This window comes from Streptomyces sp. SCSIO 30461 (assembly GCF_037023745.1).
Lineage (GTDB): Bacteria > Actinomycetota > Actinomycetes > Streptomycetales > Streptomycetaceae > Streptomyces.
The window spans coordinates 3,813,116-3,827,352 of the sequence record NZ_CP146101.1; the positions used below are offsets into that span (position 1 = coordinate 3,813,116).

Here is a 14,237-nt window from a genome sequence, read left to right on the forward strand (position 1 = left end):
AAGTTGCCCCGGTGTGATGGACAACCTTCCATTTTGGGGCACTGGGTCCCGCAAGGAGGAGTTCATCGTGCCAAGGACGCGTCCGGCCTACCCGCCGGAGTTCCGTCGCCGGATAGTCGAGCTGGTCAGGGCCGGCCGTTCGCCGAAGGAGCTGGCGAAGGAGTTCGAGCCGTCTGCCCAGATCATCCGCACCTGGGCCACCCAGGACCAAGTGGACGCCGGGGGGCGCCCGGGGCTGACCAGCGACGAGAAGGAGGAGCTCGCCCAGCTGCGCCGTGAGGTGAAGCAGTTGCGCGAGGAGAAAGAGATCCTCCGCAAGGCCACGGTTTTCTTCGTCCGGGAGACCAGCCGGTGATCTGCTACCGGCTGATCGACGAGAACAGGGCACACCACGACGTCTCCTTCATGGCCCGGCTGCTGGGTGTGTCACGGCAGGGCTACTACGCCTGGAAGGACCGCGGCCCCTCCCGCCGGCATCGGGAGGACGCCGAGCTGACCGAGAAGATCCGTGGGCACCACGAGCGGTCCCATGGGACCTACGGCGCCTCGCGCATCCTCGCGGACCTGCGCGAACTCGACGGCCTGCGTGTGGACCGCAAGCGCGTCGCCCGTCTGATGCGCCAGGCCGGGCTGGCCATCGCCGGCCGCCTCGGGGATGCGCAGGCCACGTTGGTGCTGGACGATACCCAGGTCATCAAGAAGGGGACCCGGTCGGTCGGGGTGGCCCACCAGCACTGCGGGTCTACCGGGGACGTGCGCAACTGCCAGGTGATGGTGATGCTCACCTACGCCGCCGAGTGCGGGCACACCTTCTTCGACCGGAGCCTGTACCTGCCCGCCGTCTGGGCCCAGGACGCGCCGCGCCGCCGGGACGCGGGGATGCCCGAGGAGATCACCTTCGCCACCAAGCCCGAGCTGGGCATCGAGATGCTGCGCGGCGCCATCGGCCGCGGCCTGCCCTTTGGCTGGGTGGCCGCCGACGCCGACTACGGCAAGGACCCCGCTCTGCGCGCTTTCCTGCATGAGAATGCCCTGCCCGTACGTGCTGGGGGTGCCGGTCAGCCTGCCGGTGGCCGGCCCGCCCGGCAAGTCGTACCAGCCCGCCGTGGCCAAGGCCGGTGACCTGCTGCATTACGCGATCGCCCGTGGCGGGTGGGAGCGCCGCAGCCAGGGCGAGGGCTCCCAGGGGCAGCGGTACTACGACTGGGCCTGGTCCGACGTGCTCCTGCCCGGCCAGCGGCCCGCCGACGGCTTCGCCCAGCACCTGCTGATTCGCCGCTCCACCGACAAGAAGCAGCTCGCGGGCGGGCGCGTGGACTTCGAGTACGCCTACTTCCTCGTGCACCACCGCCGCGACGCCGCCCTGCCGCTGGCCATGTGCCGGGCCGGAGTGCGCTGGAAGATCGAGGAGAACAACGAGCAGGCGAAGCAGATCACCGGGCTGGGCCAGTACCAGGTCCGCCGCTGGAACTCATGGCACCGCCACGTCACCTGCGCGATGCTCGCCCTGGCCTTCCTGACCATCCAGCGCGCCCAACACTACGAGCAGCAGGCCACGTCCGAGGACGGCACGGTCTCCAACCACGTACCCGAACAGGGCGATGAGCAGGGAAAAGCCACACCGGCGAGAGAGATGAGCGCCTACCGCTGATCCGTCTGACCGTCCCAGCACTCGCCGGCGTGCTCGCCGCCACCGCCCTCGTCGGCCACCACGAACCCGCCTACCACCTGCAGCAGCACCACTGGCGATCCCTCCACCAGACTCGGGCGACAGTCAGCCACTACAACCGGCGTGGCGACCCACTACCCGCCCACCTCCGCCCCTGGCGACCACCACCCGGCCACAACCGATCACACCACGAAGATCTGAGCCTGGATCCACCGCGCGATAGTGGGTCTGTGGACGACGAAATAAGAAGAGGTGCCCGCTGACCTGGGATGATGGGAGTTCCTAGGCCCTCATCAGTCCCACGAAGCAAGGCACCTCGTAAGTGAGAGTTACCCACAGGCCCGCGGGACTGTTCGCCGCGTTCGACGACCCGGACTTGATCGCGCATGCCGGGCTGGTCCCCACGGTCCGGCTGGCCGAGCGGTGTGGCCTGCCAGCTCTGGTGGCCGAGAAGGTGAAGCTGACCGGCGCGAAGAACGGTGCCGGGACGGCCGCCGACGCGAAGGCGCTGTCGATCGTGGGCGGGATGGTGGCGGGGGCGGACAGCATCGATGACCTGGACGTGCTGCGCCACGGCGGCCTGCCCCGCCTGTTCGGCGGCGTGCGCTCCCCATCCACGCTGGGGTCGTTCCTGCGCGCGTTCACCTGGGGGCACGTGCGCCAACTGGAGTCCGCCACACGGGCGTTCACCTGCAATCTCGCCGCGCACACTGGCCTGGTGCCCACCGGGGACGAGGTCGTGTTCGTCGATATCGACTCCAAGGTCAAGCAGGTCTACGGGCCGACCAAGCAGGGCGCCTCGTTCGGCTACACCAAGCAGCGCGGCCTGCACTTCCAGATCGTCACGGTCAAGACGGGCACCTGCCCTCCGGTGATCGTGGCCACCAGGCTGCGCAAGGGCTCGGCGAACTCCGGCAAGGGCGCGGCGAGTCTGCTGCGCGAGGCCCTTGCCACCGTGCGGGTGATGGGCATTACCGCCCAGATCATCGTCCGCGCCGATTCCGCGTACTTCTCCCACAAGGTCGTCGAGGCCTGCCGCAAGGCCGGCGCCCGGTTCTCGCTCGCGGTCGCGGTCAGGAAGAAGATCCGTGAGGCCATCGCGCACATCGCCGAGGACGCCTGGACGCCGATCAAGTACGCCGCCGCGGTCTGGGATGTCGAGGAGGAACGCTGGATCTCCGACGCGGAGATCGCCGAGGTCCCCTTCACCGCGTTCACCAGCAAGAAGAAGGCGTTCCACACCACTGCCCGGCTGATCGTGCGCCGGGTGAAGCGCCTGAACCCGAAGAGCGTGCCCGAGGGGCAGGGCGAGCTGTTCGGCGTCTGGCGCCACCACGTCGTCTTCACCGACAGCTCGTTCGTCCTGGCCCAGGCCGAACCCATGCACCGCGAACACGCCCAGGTCGAGCAGGTCTTCGCCGACCTGGAGGACTCCGCGCTCGGCCATCTGCCCTCGGGGAAGTTCACCGCGAACGCCGCCTGGCTCACCCTGGCCGCCACCGCCTACAACCTCACCCGGGCCGTCGGCCGCCTCGCCTCCATCTTCCACACCCGGGCGAGGACCGGCACCATCCGCCGCCACCTGATCCACATCCCCGCCCGGATCGCCACCGGCGCCCGCCGCCTCACCCTCCACCTGCCCAGGCACCGGCGCTGGGCCGACGACTTCACCGACCTGTGGACAGCGACCGGACAGCGCATGGTCACCTGACCCGCGCCACCGCCCTGCCTGCCCACGACCCGAAAGACCTCGGAGACCCCGTACCGGACGGCCACCCGGCGATCACCGCTGCCCGCACTCCGAAGAAACCCCCGGAACCCGCCCGACACCCGTGATCAGAATTCACGCGGTGGATCGAGGCTGAAGTGATGCACACCGACCGACGTACGAACAGCACCCCCCGCTTCGCCTCCGGCGGGCTCCTCGCAGCCCTGCGGCGATTGGACCGGTATTCCCCGCAGGAGCTGTCCCGGGTCTCCCAGGACTACGCCTTCCGTGCCGCGCTGGCCGAGGAGTGCCGGTCGTTGACGGCCCGTGGCTACGAGGACGGTGACCACGAGGCACGTGCCCAGGTGCACGCTGCGCTCGCGTTCATCCACGACCACGACTACTCCGCAGTCGCCGTGGAGGAGGTCGACCGAGAGTTCCAGCCCGTCCTGCGCGATGTCGCGGCCCTGCTCGAAGGGGCCGTGCTCGACCACGAGCTGTCCCGGATAGCCAAGGGCGCTGTCACCGGCTACCCCGACTCGGGCTCCGCGTACGTGCGCTGGCTCAAGGCCATGGTCAGCGACCACCCGGCAGGCTGGCACCCGCTGTACCAGGAGCACCTTCCCGAGTCGGGCGAGTGGGAGGACCTGCGTCTGCTCACGCAGGAGACCAGTCTCGACCCGCGCTTCGACGACATCCTGGCCCTCATGCGGTGGGCAGGCAGGGGCGGGGAGAAGCTGGAGATCGCCGCCAACTACTGGGACGAGATGGGCAACGGCAACCCGGCCATGGTGCACACCTCGCTCTTCGACCAGGCCCTGGAGGCCGTCGGAGCCGATGCCGCCTACGTGCGCGATACCCTCATGCCGGAAGCGATCGTCTCCGGCAACATCTCCGCCTGCCTGGCGCTCTCCCGCCGCCACTACTACAAGGCCGTCGGCTACTTCGGCGTCACCGAGTACCTCGCTCCCCGGCGCTTCCGGCGCGTCGTCGATGCCTGGCGGCGCCACGACCTGGACGAAGTCGGCATCGTGTACCACGACCTCCACATCGGCGTGGACACCGGCCATGCGGCGGGCTGGTTCAAGAACGTAGTGGGCCCGCTGGTCTCCGGTGACCCGCGGACCGGGCGCGAGATCGCGCTGGGCGCCATGATCCGGTTCAACACCTCGCAGGACTACCTCGACGCGCTCCTCGCCCGTATGCGGTGCCGCCCGCGCCGGGACGTGGCCGCCATCGCCGTGAGCTGAGGAGCGACGATGGCGCCGCAGGACGCGTTCACGGCCGACGGCCTCGCCGGCGCCGGCTTCACCATGTGCCGGGCGCCCTGCAACGACCACGTGGCCATCGACGCGACACGCACCGCTTTCAGACCGGCCCGGCGTACCTCAGGCTGGTCTGCGACCACCACTACGGTGCCCTTCCCGGCCCCGGTGACGCTCTCGTCCCAGTCGTTCGGTGTGACGGCGCGGACGGACGGTCCGGGAAGGCGCCAGGCGGCGATCCGACGTGCCCGGGGAGCGGGTGGGTAGCCCCGAGGGGCGCGTCCGGCCGGGACGGCGGCGTCAGAGCCCGCCCACGCCCTTCACCACGAGCAGGAGCCCGATCAAGGCGATGACGATCGCGACGATGGCGGCGTTGTGGGCCTTGAGCCAGTCCTTGGCCCGCTCCAACGGCGGCATCATCAGCTCCCCGACGAGGAGGCGCAGCAAGGGCGGAAGGATGACGCCCGCGGAGGCGATGACGGCGAACAGGGCGATGGAGCCTGCCCTGCCCGCAGTCGTGAGCTGGGCCGAACCGATCGCGACGCCACCGGCCGCGATCAGCACCAGGATCTTCGGGTTGACCGCCGAGAGCAGGAGGCCCAGCCGCAGCGCTTTCGGCCAGGTGGTGCTCTCCAGGGCTCGTATCCATGCCGGATCCGCCCTCGTTCGCCTGCGCCTCCACAGCATCGCGCCCAGGAGGATCAGCAGGCCGCCCAGGCCGATCCGTCCCCATGAGACTGCCGCGGGCGGCTTGCCCGTGAACTCGACGACGGACGTCAGCAGGGTGAACAAGACGGCGGCACCGGCGACTCCGGCCGTCCAGCCGGCGATGAAGGCACTGCTGTTCTCCCGCGCCCGCGCAGTGAGCAGCAGGAGGATCGCCGGGACCACCGGGAACGGCGACAGGGCGATCCCCAGTGCAGGGGCCACCATCTCGGTTGGTGAGATCCGGGGGAAGCGCCGTCCCGCCCCGGGCGGCCTTCATCGCGGCGTCGACGATCTCGCTCCGTGTGGCGTCCTTGGGGAGGTAGCCGGCGGCGCCCTCCCCGACGGCCCGGAACACCAGCGAGTCGTCGGTGTAGGCGGAGAGAACGATCACACGCACCGGCAGACCGTCCCGCTCGGCCGCATGGACGACGGCGAGGCCGTCCAGCTTGGGCAGCTTGTAGTCCACCACTGCGACATCGGGCTGATGGGTCCGCAGGTGTTCCAGGGCCTCCGCGCCGTCCCGGGCCTCGGCCACGACCTCGATGAGCCCGCTCTGTTTGAGCGCCTGGGTGATGCCCTCGCGGTATATCGGGTGGTCGTCGGCCACGACGACGCGTATGCGGGTCTCGTGTGTACGCATGGGGCACACCGTCCCGTCCGCCCGTGGAGCCGTACGGGATCACGACTCTGGGGACGCTGTCCTGCTGCCCGTGCGCTGGGTTCCACACGGCACGGCGGGTGGTCGGCGGGCATGTCGGAGCGGATCCGGCCGACACGCACTCAGGGCATCCGTACGGACACGAGACGTGGTTGGCCGCGGCCCCTGTCCGCCATGAGGAGGAGCGGCTGCTCCACCGGTCTTTCGACCGATCGGCCGGGGTGCCCGACCGGGCCCGGGCGCCACGATGGCCCTAGGACCGGCGGGGATCCTGACTCCCCGCCGGTCGTCCCATCCCCACGCAGGAAGGAATGCGCCATGAACCTGGACACGGATCTGGACATGGACATGGACATCGAGTTGATCGAGTCCGAGACGGACGACCTCATCACCCAGTACGTCCCCTAGGGAGCGTATTGCGTCCTGATCAATGTGCGGGATCTGCCTTCGCGGAAGGGTCTGGACGGGTAGACCTTCTTGGGTGACGCGAGTGCAACTGACGGATGCGGAGTGGGAGTTCATCGAGCCGTATGTGCCGATCGGCGAGTACGGCCCGTATCCGGAACGGCTGCGGCAGCAGTTCGAGGGCGTGATTTGGCGGTTCAAGACGGGCGGGCAGTGGCGTGAGATGCCGCAGGAGTTCGGTGCCTGGTCGACCGTCCACAACCGGTTCCGGCAGTGGCGTGATGCCGGGGTCTTCGGGGCCCTGATGGAGGGCCTGATCGCGGAAGCCGCGAAGCGGGGTGAGGTGGATCTGTCCCTGGTCAGCATCGACTCCACCACCGCCCGGGCCCATCACGACGCAGCCGGGATGCATCTGGACCAAGACGTCCTCACAGCCTTGGAGAAGGCTGCCGCCGAGGCGGAGAAGACCAGGTCAAAGGGGGCGACTGCGACGAACAAACCGGGCAGGGGGCCGAAGGCGATCCCGAGCGGGAAGAGCGACGGCGCATCCGGCGACGGCGGAAACTCCGGCTGAAGGCCGCCCTCCTCGGACGCTCCAGGGGCGGGCAGACCAGCAAGATCCATGTCGCCGGCGACCGCAAGTGCCGCCCGCTGGCGTTCATTCTGACCGCGGGACAGGCCGCCGACAGCCCGCAGTTCATCCCCGTCCTGAACAAGGTACGGGTGCGTGGACCCGTCGGCCGTCCCCGCACCCGGCCGGACGCGGTCGCCGGGGACAAGGCCTACTCGTCCCGCGGAAACCGCGCCCACCTGCGTAAACGCCGTATCAAGGCGGTCATCCCGGAGAAGAAGGACCAGGCCGCCAACCGGAAGAAGAAGGGCTCCAGAGGCGGCCGACCCGTCAGCCACGACGCCGACCTCTACAAAGAGCGGAACACCGTCGAACGCCTGATCAACAAGCTCAAGGCCTGGCGAGGCATCGCCACCCGATACGACAAGACCCCTGACAGCTACCTCGCCGGCCTCCACCTACGCGCCTCGATGATCTGGCTCAGAGATCTCACCCGGACCACTTGATGATCACGACGCAATACGCTCCCTAGCGGCGACGGGTGGGGGCGGCCCGTACGGCCATGGGCCGCCTCCGGCCGCCGGCGCCCCCTTTTCCGAACGCCCGGACTTCCCGGCGGAACACCCCGTGGACAGGAGCCACCATGTACGTACCCACGTTCGCCTCGCTCGTCGGCGACGAGGACGAGTTCTTCACCGAGTACTTCGGCAGGTCCCCGCTCCTGCGCAGAGGCGCACTGACCGGCCCGCCTGAGGAACTGCTGTCGGTGGCCGACCTGGACGAGTGCCTGCACGAGGAGGCCCTGCGCACGCAGTACCTGAGACTGGTCAAACGCGGCGATCTGATCCATGAGGGCACCTACACGCAACCGCTGCGCGTACAGCGCAAGTACATACCCGACCGCGTGGTGCCGGAGCGCGTGTACGAGCACTTCCGCTCCGGAGCCAGCGTCGTGTGGCACTCCATGAACCACTTCCGGCCGAACCTGCGTGCGCTGAACGCGATGCTGGCGCAGCGGTTCGCGACCCGGAGCGATTCCCTCGCCTTCCTCACTCCGGCAGGGCAGCAGGGATTCGTCATCCACCACGACCCCAACGACACCTTCGTCATCCACCTTCACGGCAAGAAGCGATGGAGGGTCTGGCCCACGGCGCAGGTCACCCGGCCCGACGGCCGCTCCTACAAGGTAGGTGAGGAGTACCGGGCGGAGCACCTGGGCGAGCCGCTCCTCGACGTGACCCTGGAGCCCGGCGACGTGCTGTACCTCCCGAACGGCACCCCCCACGTAGCCGCCGCAGAAAACACCGTCTCCCTCCACCTCACGGTGACCGTGACACCACGCACCTGGCCCGAACTGCTGCGGTCCACAGTGGCCGCGACGCTGCCGATCGACGCGGAGCACCGCGGCTTCCCCCATCTCGCCGAGGAGACCTGGGACGAACAGGCGGCGGCTCTGAAGGACCAGATCGAGCTCCTGGTGGACCGACTCAGGGCGATCGACCCGCGCACGGAAGTCGCACGCCTGACAGCCGAGGGCCGCGACGCCGAGGGAACCGCCGCCGAGCACCGGTTCGCCTCCGCCGCGGCCGTGGACAAGACGGACGCGGCCACGGCCGTGCGGGCCGCCCGTGCCGACTTCTCGTTCACACCGAGCGCCGACGGTGACCGCGTCGGTGTGCGGTTCGGCGGGAAGACGGTGGCCATGCCGCGACCCGTTGCCGACGCCCTTCGGTCCCGTGCTGCGGGCACTGTGGTGCCGGCAGGGCAGTTCGTACCGACCGTCGCACCCGAAGACTCCGTCAGGGCCGTGAAGACGCTCGCGCGGCTGGGAGCGGTCGCCCTCGTACCATGACGCAGGGCACACGGCAGGCGGGCATCCGTGGCCTTGCGGCCCGATCCCGCACCCGGGCCGCCGACATCCGCGCCTGGTGCCCGCCGGAACTCCGTTTGCTCCTGGCCGGGTTGCTGCTGCTGCGCGCGGCCGGATTCGCCTACCCGTTCCTGAGCTATCTGCTGGCCGGGAAGGGCCACGGGACGGAGGTCGCCGGTGTCGTGCTCGCCGCCTTCGGCGCAGGCTGGGCGGGCGGACAGGTCGCGTGCGGCCGACTGCTCGACCGCTTCGGCCGGCGGCCGACGCTGGTGGCGGCGGCGCTGGCCTCCGCCGCTGTCATGCCTCTGCTCACGGCCACAACGTCGCCGGCCCTGCTGGTCTCCGGAGCGGTGGCGCTTGGCCTCGTCTTCGACACACCGCGCGTGGTGGTCGGCGCCGCGATCGACGAACTCGTACCCGAACCCGGGCGGCGCGCGAAGCTCAACGCGCTGCGGTACGGACTGGTGGTCAACGGCGGTGCCCTCGTCGCCGGCGGCGTCGGCGGTCTGCTGGCCGCCGGACTGGGCGTCGACGCCCTCTACTGGATCAACGCCGCGGCATGCGCGCTCTTCGCCGTGGGTGTGCTGCGCCGGTTGCCCGCCGACCGTCTGCACCGCGCAGGGCGCGCGAAGAGGAACCGACGCGGCGGCCTCCGGCTCACCAGGCATCTGGTGCTCCTGCTCGGCTCCGGCCTGGCCACGATGACGGCCCTGGTCGGCATTGCGGCGGCCCTGCCGATGACGATGGCTGCCCGGGGCCTCTCTCCCGGGGCCTACGGCCTTACCGCCCTGGTCAACTCCGTCTCCGTCGTCGTGCTCACTCCCGCCATGACACCGTGGCTGAGCCGCCGTGCCGCCTCCGGACGCTCGATGCCGGCCATGGCGGCGGTCGCTTCGGTGGCCATCGCCGTACCCATGGCCGCGGCGGCGCTCGCGCATACGACGCCCGGCTTCATCGTGGCCGCGGCGGCGTGCGCCCCTGGGGAGATCGCGTGGTTCGTCGCGACCGCCCACGTCCTGCGGCACATGACGCCGCCGGGGGGACGCGGCCGTTACCACGGTATCTGGGGCACCGTCCTCGCCGCCGCGGGAACGCTCTCCCCCCTGCTGGCGGCGTGGGGTCTTCGACACGGCAGCCACGTCCTGGCCGTCGCCACACTGGCGGCCGGGCTGACCGGTGCGGCACTGTGCATCCCGCTCGGCCGCGCCTCGCGCACGGCCCGAGGTCGTGCGGGCGGCACGGGCGAAGGCGCTGCGGCGACGCCTGCGTAGCGACCCCCGGCGGCTGCGTTCCCCCACCACTCCCGGGGCGTGTCCCTCGCCCTCTCGCCTCGACTCCGAGGCCGCCCGGCGGAACGTTCCCCGGCCGCAAGGGACGCGCCTCGTCCTCCGGCCGCGCATACCCCTCGGCCCGGGCACGAGCAACCCGCCGGCGGGTTCCCCGAGTGAGACCGACTCCAAGAGGAGCCCGGCCTGCCGGAATTCGCCCGCGTCGGCGTGGCTCCGTGCGCTTTCGGCCGGCCCCGGCGGGGCCGGGGCTGGTTCGGCGGCCGCCCGTCGCCTCGGTGCGCGGGGTGTTCTCCCCGTCGTGGCCGTTGCCGTAGCTCTTCCCGGCCGGATCGTGCCTCTCGCAGCCGACGCGGTCGGTGATCCGCGGATCCGTCGTCGATCGGACACCCCCGTCGGCGGACACGGACCTCCACCGGTGCATGGGCCCGTTGGGGGATCGCACCACCCCCCTCCCCACGGCACCGTGGACATCAGGGTGGAGGGGACGTTCTCCCCGCCCACGACACACACCGAAAGGACGAGGACATGAACCTCAACGACATCATCGCCACGTTCGACAACGACCTGGACGCGGCCGTGGCCAAGGCACTCGGTACCGGCACATTCGTCGCCTGCTCCGCAGAGTGACGAGCTGACGGTGCTGCGGGACGGGTGGAGGACCGTTCCGCAGCACCGTCGTCATCCAGACACCCCGAGGAGGCAGCCCCATGACCGCTGTGCTCGACTTCGCCGCGCCACCGCACCGCTGGAGTTCGGTGTGGCAGGGCACCCATCGGTCCGTCCCGCCGGAAGAGACCTGGCAGCGCCTACAGCCGTTGCTGGGCACGGTCGGGATCACCAGGGTCGCGGACGTCACGCTCCTGGACGACATCGGCCTCCCGGTGTGGCAGGCGATCCGGCCCAACGCCATGAGCCTGTCCGTCTCACAGGGCAAGGGCGTCACCCATGAGTTGGCCCGCGTCTCCGCCGCCATGGAGTCCTTCGAGTTGCACTGCGCGGAGGACCCCGCCCTGGACACCACCGTGGCGACCCCGGCCCAGCTGGCCACCGAACTCACCTACGACTGGACCGAACTGCCGCTGCTCGGAGGGCACGCCCTGCGCCCCGCCACACGGATCCGCTGGTGTCCCGTCGAGGACCTGACGGCGCACACCGCCACCTGGGCTCCGCTGGAATCGGTCGTGGTCGACCTCCGCATGCGCTCATCCTGGGCACCGCCGACCGTTCAGACCAGCAGCAACGGGCTGGCCAGCGGCAACAACTTCACCGAGGCCACCTTGCACGGACTGCTGGAGGTCGTGGAGCGGCACTCCCTGGCCGTCGCCGCACGTTCCGGAGGCCCCTGGAAGTCGGCGGTACGGGCCGAACCGGACGGTTCGGGGGCGGCGTCCGCGGTGCTGGAACGACTCCTCCAGGCCGGGGCGGTCGTCGAAATCACCGATGTCACCTGCGACCTTCGGGTGCCCACTTTCGCAGCCCGCCTATGGTCCCCGTCGGTGCCCTGGTGGTTCTCCGGTTCGGGCACCCACCCCGACGCCGACGTGGCCCTGTCCCGGGCCCTCACCGAGGCTGCGCAGTCGCGACTGACCGCGGTGGCGGGAGCCCGGGACGACATCGGCGTGTTCCACTACGACTTCACCGACGCGTCCGGGACCTCGGATCGGCAGTCGGGGAACGGAGGCGCAGCGGTTCCCGGCGTAGCAGAACTGACAGGGGCCCACGGAACGGCGTCCACCGGTCCGCGCGACCTCGACGCCGACCTGGAAGAACTCCTGGAAGTCGCGGCGCAGCACGGCATCACCGTGCTCCGGGCCGATCTCACCGTACCCGCCTACGGCATCCCCGTGGTGCACGTCGTCGCGCCGGGACTCACCTTCGACACTGGAGCATGGGCATGAACCACACATCGAGACTGGTCGTGACCGCCGGACCCACCATCAGCAGGGAAGACGTCCACCGCATGCTGCCCGAGGCAGAGGTCCGCGGGCCGGTCGCCGCGGACCAGGTGCTGCGGTGGGAGTGGGACGCGGGAGACACCCTGGTGGTGATCGACGGCGTCTTCCTCCAGTCACGCGCGGTTCGTCACAAGGAACTGCTCGCCCTCCTCGACCGGGGAGTGACGGTGTACGGAGCTTCCAGCATGGGAGCACTACGCGCGGCGGAGCTCGAGGCGTTCGGCATGCGGGGCGTGGGGAAGGTGTTCCGCAGCTACCGGGACGGCGTCCTGGTCGGTGACGATGAGGTGGCGCTGACCCATGCCGACGCCGAGAGCGCCTACCGGCCGACCAGCTGGGCCCTGGTGGACCTGCGGGATGCGGCCGGCGCAGCCGCCCGGGAAGGCGCCATCGACCAGGTGACCGCCCGTACCGTCGTCGAGGCGGCCAAGAGCCTTCCCTTCACCGCTCGCGACGACTTCACCATTCTCGATGCCGCCCGGCGGCGGGGCTGCCGGGCGGCAGCGCTGGATTCCTTCCGCGCGTACTGTGCCGCACGGGGCCCGGGCGTCAAACACCGCGACGCCGTCGCCGCGCTCGCCATCGCCGGTGCCACAACGCTCACGTCCGACATGCGTGCGGCCGACCGCGGCCCGTCGGGTGGCCTGCGGTACCGGGGAGCCCCGGTACAGCTGGCGACGACCACCCATCTCCGTCGCTGGACCCCGACTTCGCCGCCGTTCTCGGCTCCGGACGGCGAACGCGAGACCCTAGGGTCGGAGCGGGTGCTGGCGCGCGATGACGAAGTCCTGACCCAGCTTGCGCTCGACTGGCCCGAATACCCGGCCTTCCAGCGGAGCGTGGCGGCCGAGTGCCTGCTGCTGCAGACCCAGCCACAGTCGGGCAATGCCGCAGTGGGAGAGCAACGGCGCGCCCTGGGCGACATCGCAGACGTCTCCGACCACGACCGGACCCACCTGGAGTGGGAGCCGTTGGCCCGGGCCCTGAGCACCCGTCTGCCGGACCTCGGCCTGCCGTCGTCCTCGAGCGAGGCCGGAGACGCCCTCACCCTGCTCCGAGACGAGGAGCGCGACCAGCCGTGGGAGACGGCAGGCCCCCTCCTCGCCGTCCGGCTCTGGCTCGCTGACCCCCGGGTCGACTGGAGGACGCCACTCATCGAACGGCTCCAGGGCTGCCCCGCCTATCACCAGGCGCTCGCGGCACTCGCCGACGCACGCACCGATGCCGCACCTCCGGTCAACGACCCCACGGCCCTGCGTGACGTGTGCCGGTCGGTGCTCGTCCGCTGGGGCGTCCAGCGGGCGAGCGACGTGCCGGCGGTCCTGCGCGACCACGGCTTCACCGGCATCGACGCCATGGTGAGCACCCTCCGCGCACACCCGCGGAAGGCCACGGATGCGTCCGGCACCGGAGAAGAGGGGGCAGGGCACACCGTCCCGCACGTCGGCCACGGTACTGCCCGCGCCGACTGGGACCGGCACGGCAGCGTCCTGCTGCCCGGCGTCCTGGACGCCGAGCGGGTGAAGGCCACGGCCACCGAGGCGCACGAGCAGATCGGCACGGCCACCCCGTACGAGCGGGACGAGGTCAGCTCCCACCGGGACGGCTCATTCGCCTCCCCGGCACACTGCGGCCTCCTGCCGGCGGGGCCACGGCTCCAACAACTCGCCTTCGACGAGCACCTGCTGACAGCACTGCGGGAGGCCACGGGGATGTCCCAGCTGGTACCCCGGGGCGGCTCGTTGGTCGTCTACCACCACGGCGACTTCCAAGGCCTGCACACCGACCCGGCCGAGGCGACCGTCACCGTGGGCATCGCCCTGACCGAACGTCTGCCGTCGATGTGGTGGGCACCGTCGCTGCGCGACGCATCGCCGGACCGCCTGGCCGAGGTGGTCGCCGACAAGGGGTTCTGGCCCGAGTGCGCCGAGTTCGAGCGGCTGGGGCACCCGCACGCCGACGGCAGCGTGCGCGCGTTCGCCGGGAACCGCATCCCGCACTGGCGCACCCCGTACTCGGGCGAGGAGCCGGGCCTGCTGGCCATCCTCTCCTACACGGACCCGTGAGGCGGCCCACGGCACTGACGTCGGCTGTCCGGGGTGATCTTCCCCGACGTGCCCGCCGGACGGGAACGTCGGC

The 14,237-nt window shown here is 70.6% G+C and carries 11 protein-coding genes and 2 pseudogenes; 11 read left to right on the forward strand and 2 right to left on the reverse strand.

Annotated elements, in window-relative coordinates:
- Nucleotides 1-67 precede the first annotated feature (67 nt).
- The 6 genes from V1460_RS16775 to V1460_RS16800 all read left to right on the forward strand — a co-directional run bounded on the left by V1460_RS16775 (nt 68) and on the right by V1460_RS16800 (nt 4,909).
- A complete protein-coding gene (locus V1460_RS16775; RefSeq protein ID WP_338674501.1) occupies nt 68-355 on the forward strand; it encodes a transposase in 288 nt (95 codons plus the stop codon).
- Nucleotides 352-1,122 (forward strand): transposase, encoded by a 771-nt coding sequence (locus V1460_RS16780; RefSeq protein WP_338674502.1) that lies wholly within the window; start codon nt 352-354, stop codon nt 1,120-1,122. Before V1460_RS16775 ends, V1460_RS16780 begins: the two co-directional genes overlap by 4 nt.
- On the forward strand, nt 1,106-1,651 hold the full coding sequence (locus V1460_RS16785; protein ID WP_338674503.1) for a hypothetical protein: 546 nt from the start codon (nt 1,106-1,108) through the stop codon (nt 1,649-1,651). Before V1460_RS16780 ends, V1460_RS16785 begins: the two co-directional genes overlap by 17 nt.
- A gap of 340 nt (nt 1,652-1,991) precedes the next feature.
- Nucleotides 1,992-3,380, forward strand: coding sequence for an IS1380 family transposase (locus V1460_RS16790; RefSeq protein WP_338674504.1), 1,389 nt, complete (start codon nt 1,992-1,994; stop codon nt 3,378-3,380).
- A gap of 158 nt (nt 3,381-3,538) precedes the next feature.
- Complete coding sequence (locus tag V1460_RS16795; protein ID WP_338674505.1) at nt 3,539-4,627, forward strand: iron-containing redox enzyme family protein; 1,089 nt, start codon at nt 3,539-3,541, stop codon at nt 4,625-4,627.
- Nucleotides 4,628-4,636: 9 nt separating this feature from the next.
- On the forward strand, nt 4,637-4,909 hold the full coding sequence (locus V1460_RS16800; protein ID WP_338674506.1) for a hypothetical protein: 273 nt from the start codon (nt 4,637-4,639) through the stop codon (nt 4,907-4,909).
- Between the two features lie 33 nt (nt 4,910-4,942).
- Here V1460_RS16800 and V1460_RS16805 read toward each other — a convergent pair whose 3' ends face one another.
- Nucleotides 4,943-5,575 carry a GAP family protein gene (locus V1460_RS16805; RefSeq protein WP_338674507.1) on the reverse strand — a complete coding sequence of 211 codons (633 nt, stop codon included), beginning with the start codon at nt 5,573-5,575 and terminating at the stop codon, nt 4,943-4,945.
- 67 nt (nt 5,576-5,642) lie between these two features.
- Nucleotides 5,643-5,990 (reverse strand): annotated as a pseudogene (locus V1460_RS16810) (response regulator transcription factor); the annotation flags it as partial.
- A 499-nt stretch (nt 5,991-6,489) separates the two neighbouring features.
- On the opposite strand from V1460_RS16810, the pseudogene V1460_RS16815 reads away from it, so the two are divergent.
- From V1460_RS16815 to V1460_RS16835, 5 genes and pseudogenes are all read left to right on the forward strand, one after another.
- Nucleotides 6,490-7,490 (forward strand): annotated as a pseudogene (locus V1460_RS16815) (IS5 family transposase).
- A gap of 137 nt (nt 7,491-7,627) precedes the next feature.
- Nucleotides 7,628-8,836, forward strand: a complete 1,209-nt coding sequence (locus tag V1460_RS16820) for a JmjC domain-containing protein (protein WP_338674508.1) — start codon at nt 7,628-7,630, stop codon at nt 8,834-8,836.
- On the forward strand, nt 8,833-10,125 hold the full coding sequence (locus V1460_RS16825) for an MFS transporter (protein ID WP_338674509.1): 1,293 nt from the start codon (nt 8,833-8,835) through the stop codon (nt 10,123-10,125). The genes V1460_RS16820 and V1460_RS16825 overlap by 4 nt, the downstream gene beginning before the upstream one ends.
- Nucleotides 10,126-10,850: 725 nt before the next feature.
- Complete coding sequence (locus V1460_RS16830; protein WP_338674510.1) at nt 10,851-12,041, forward strand: YcaO-like family protein; 1,191 nt, start codon at nt 10,851-10,853, stop codon at nt 12,039-12,041.
- Nucleotides 12,038-14,164 (forward strand): TfuA-like protein, encoded by a 2,127-nt coding sequence (locus tag V1460_RS16835; protein ID WP_338674511.1) that lies wholly within the window; start codon nt 12,038-12,040, stop codon nt 14,162-14,164. Before V1460_RS16830 ends, V1460_RS16835 begins: the two co-directional genes overlap by 4 nt.
- Nucleotides 14,165-14,237 lie beyond the last annotated feature (73 nt).

What these genes read in the sequence shown, in the direction of transcription:
- V1460_RS16795 (WP_338674505.1), top strand. Translation starts at nt 3,539, where the DNA reads ATGCACACCGACCGACGTACGAACAGCACCCCCCGCTTCGCCTCCGGC.
- V1460_RS16800 (WP_338674506.1), top strand. Translation starts at nt 4,637, where the DNA reads ATGGCGCCGCAGGACGCGTTCACGGCCGACGGCCTCGCCGGCGCCGGC.
- V1460_RS16805 (WP_338674507.1), bottom strand. Translation starts at nt 5,575, where the DNA reads ATGGTGGCCCCTGCACTGGGGATCGCCCTGTCGCCGTTCCCGGTGGTC.
- V1460_RS16820 (WP_338674508.1), top strand. Translation starts at nt 7,628, where the DNA reads ATGTACGTACCCACGTTCGCCTCGCTCGTCGGCGACGAGGACGAGTTC.
- V1460_RS16825 (WP_338674509.1), top strand. Translation starts at nt 8,833, where the DNA reads ATGACGCAGGGCACACGGCAGGCGGGCATCCGTGGCCTTGCGGCCCGA.
- V1460_RS16830 (WP_338674510.1), top strand. Translation starts at nt 10,851, where the DNA reads ATGACCGCTGTGCTCGACTTCGCCGCGCCACCGCACCGCTGGAGTTCG.
- V1460_RS16835 (WP_338674511.1), top strand. Translation starts at nt 12,038, where the DNA reads ATGAACCACACATCGAGACTGGTCGTGACCGCCGGACCCACCATCAGC.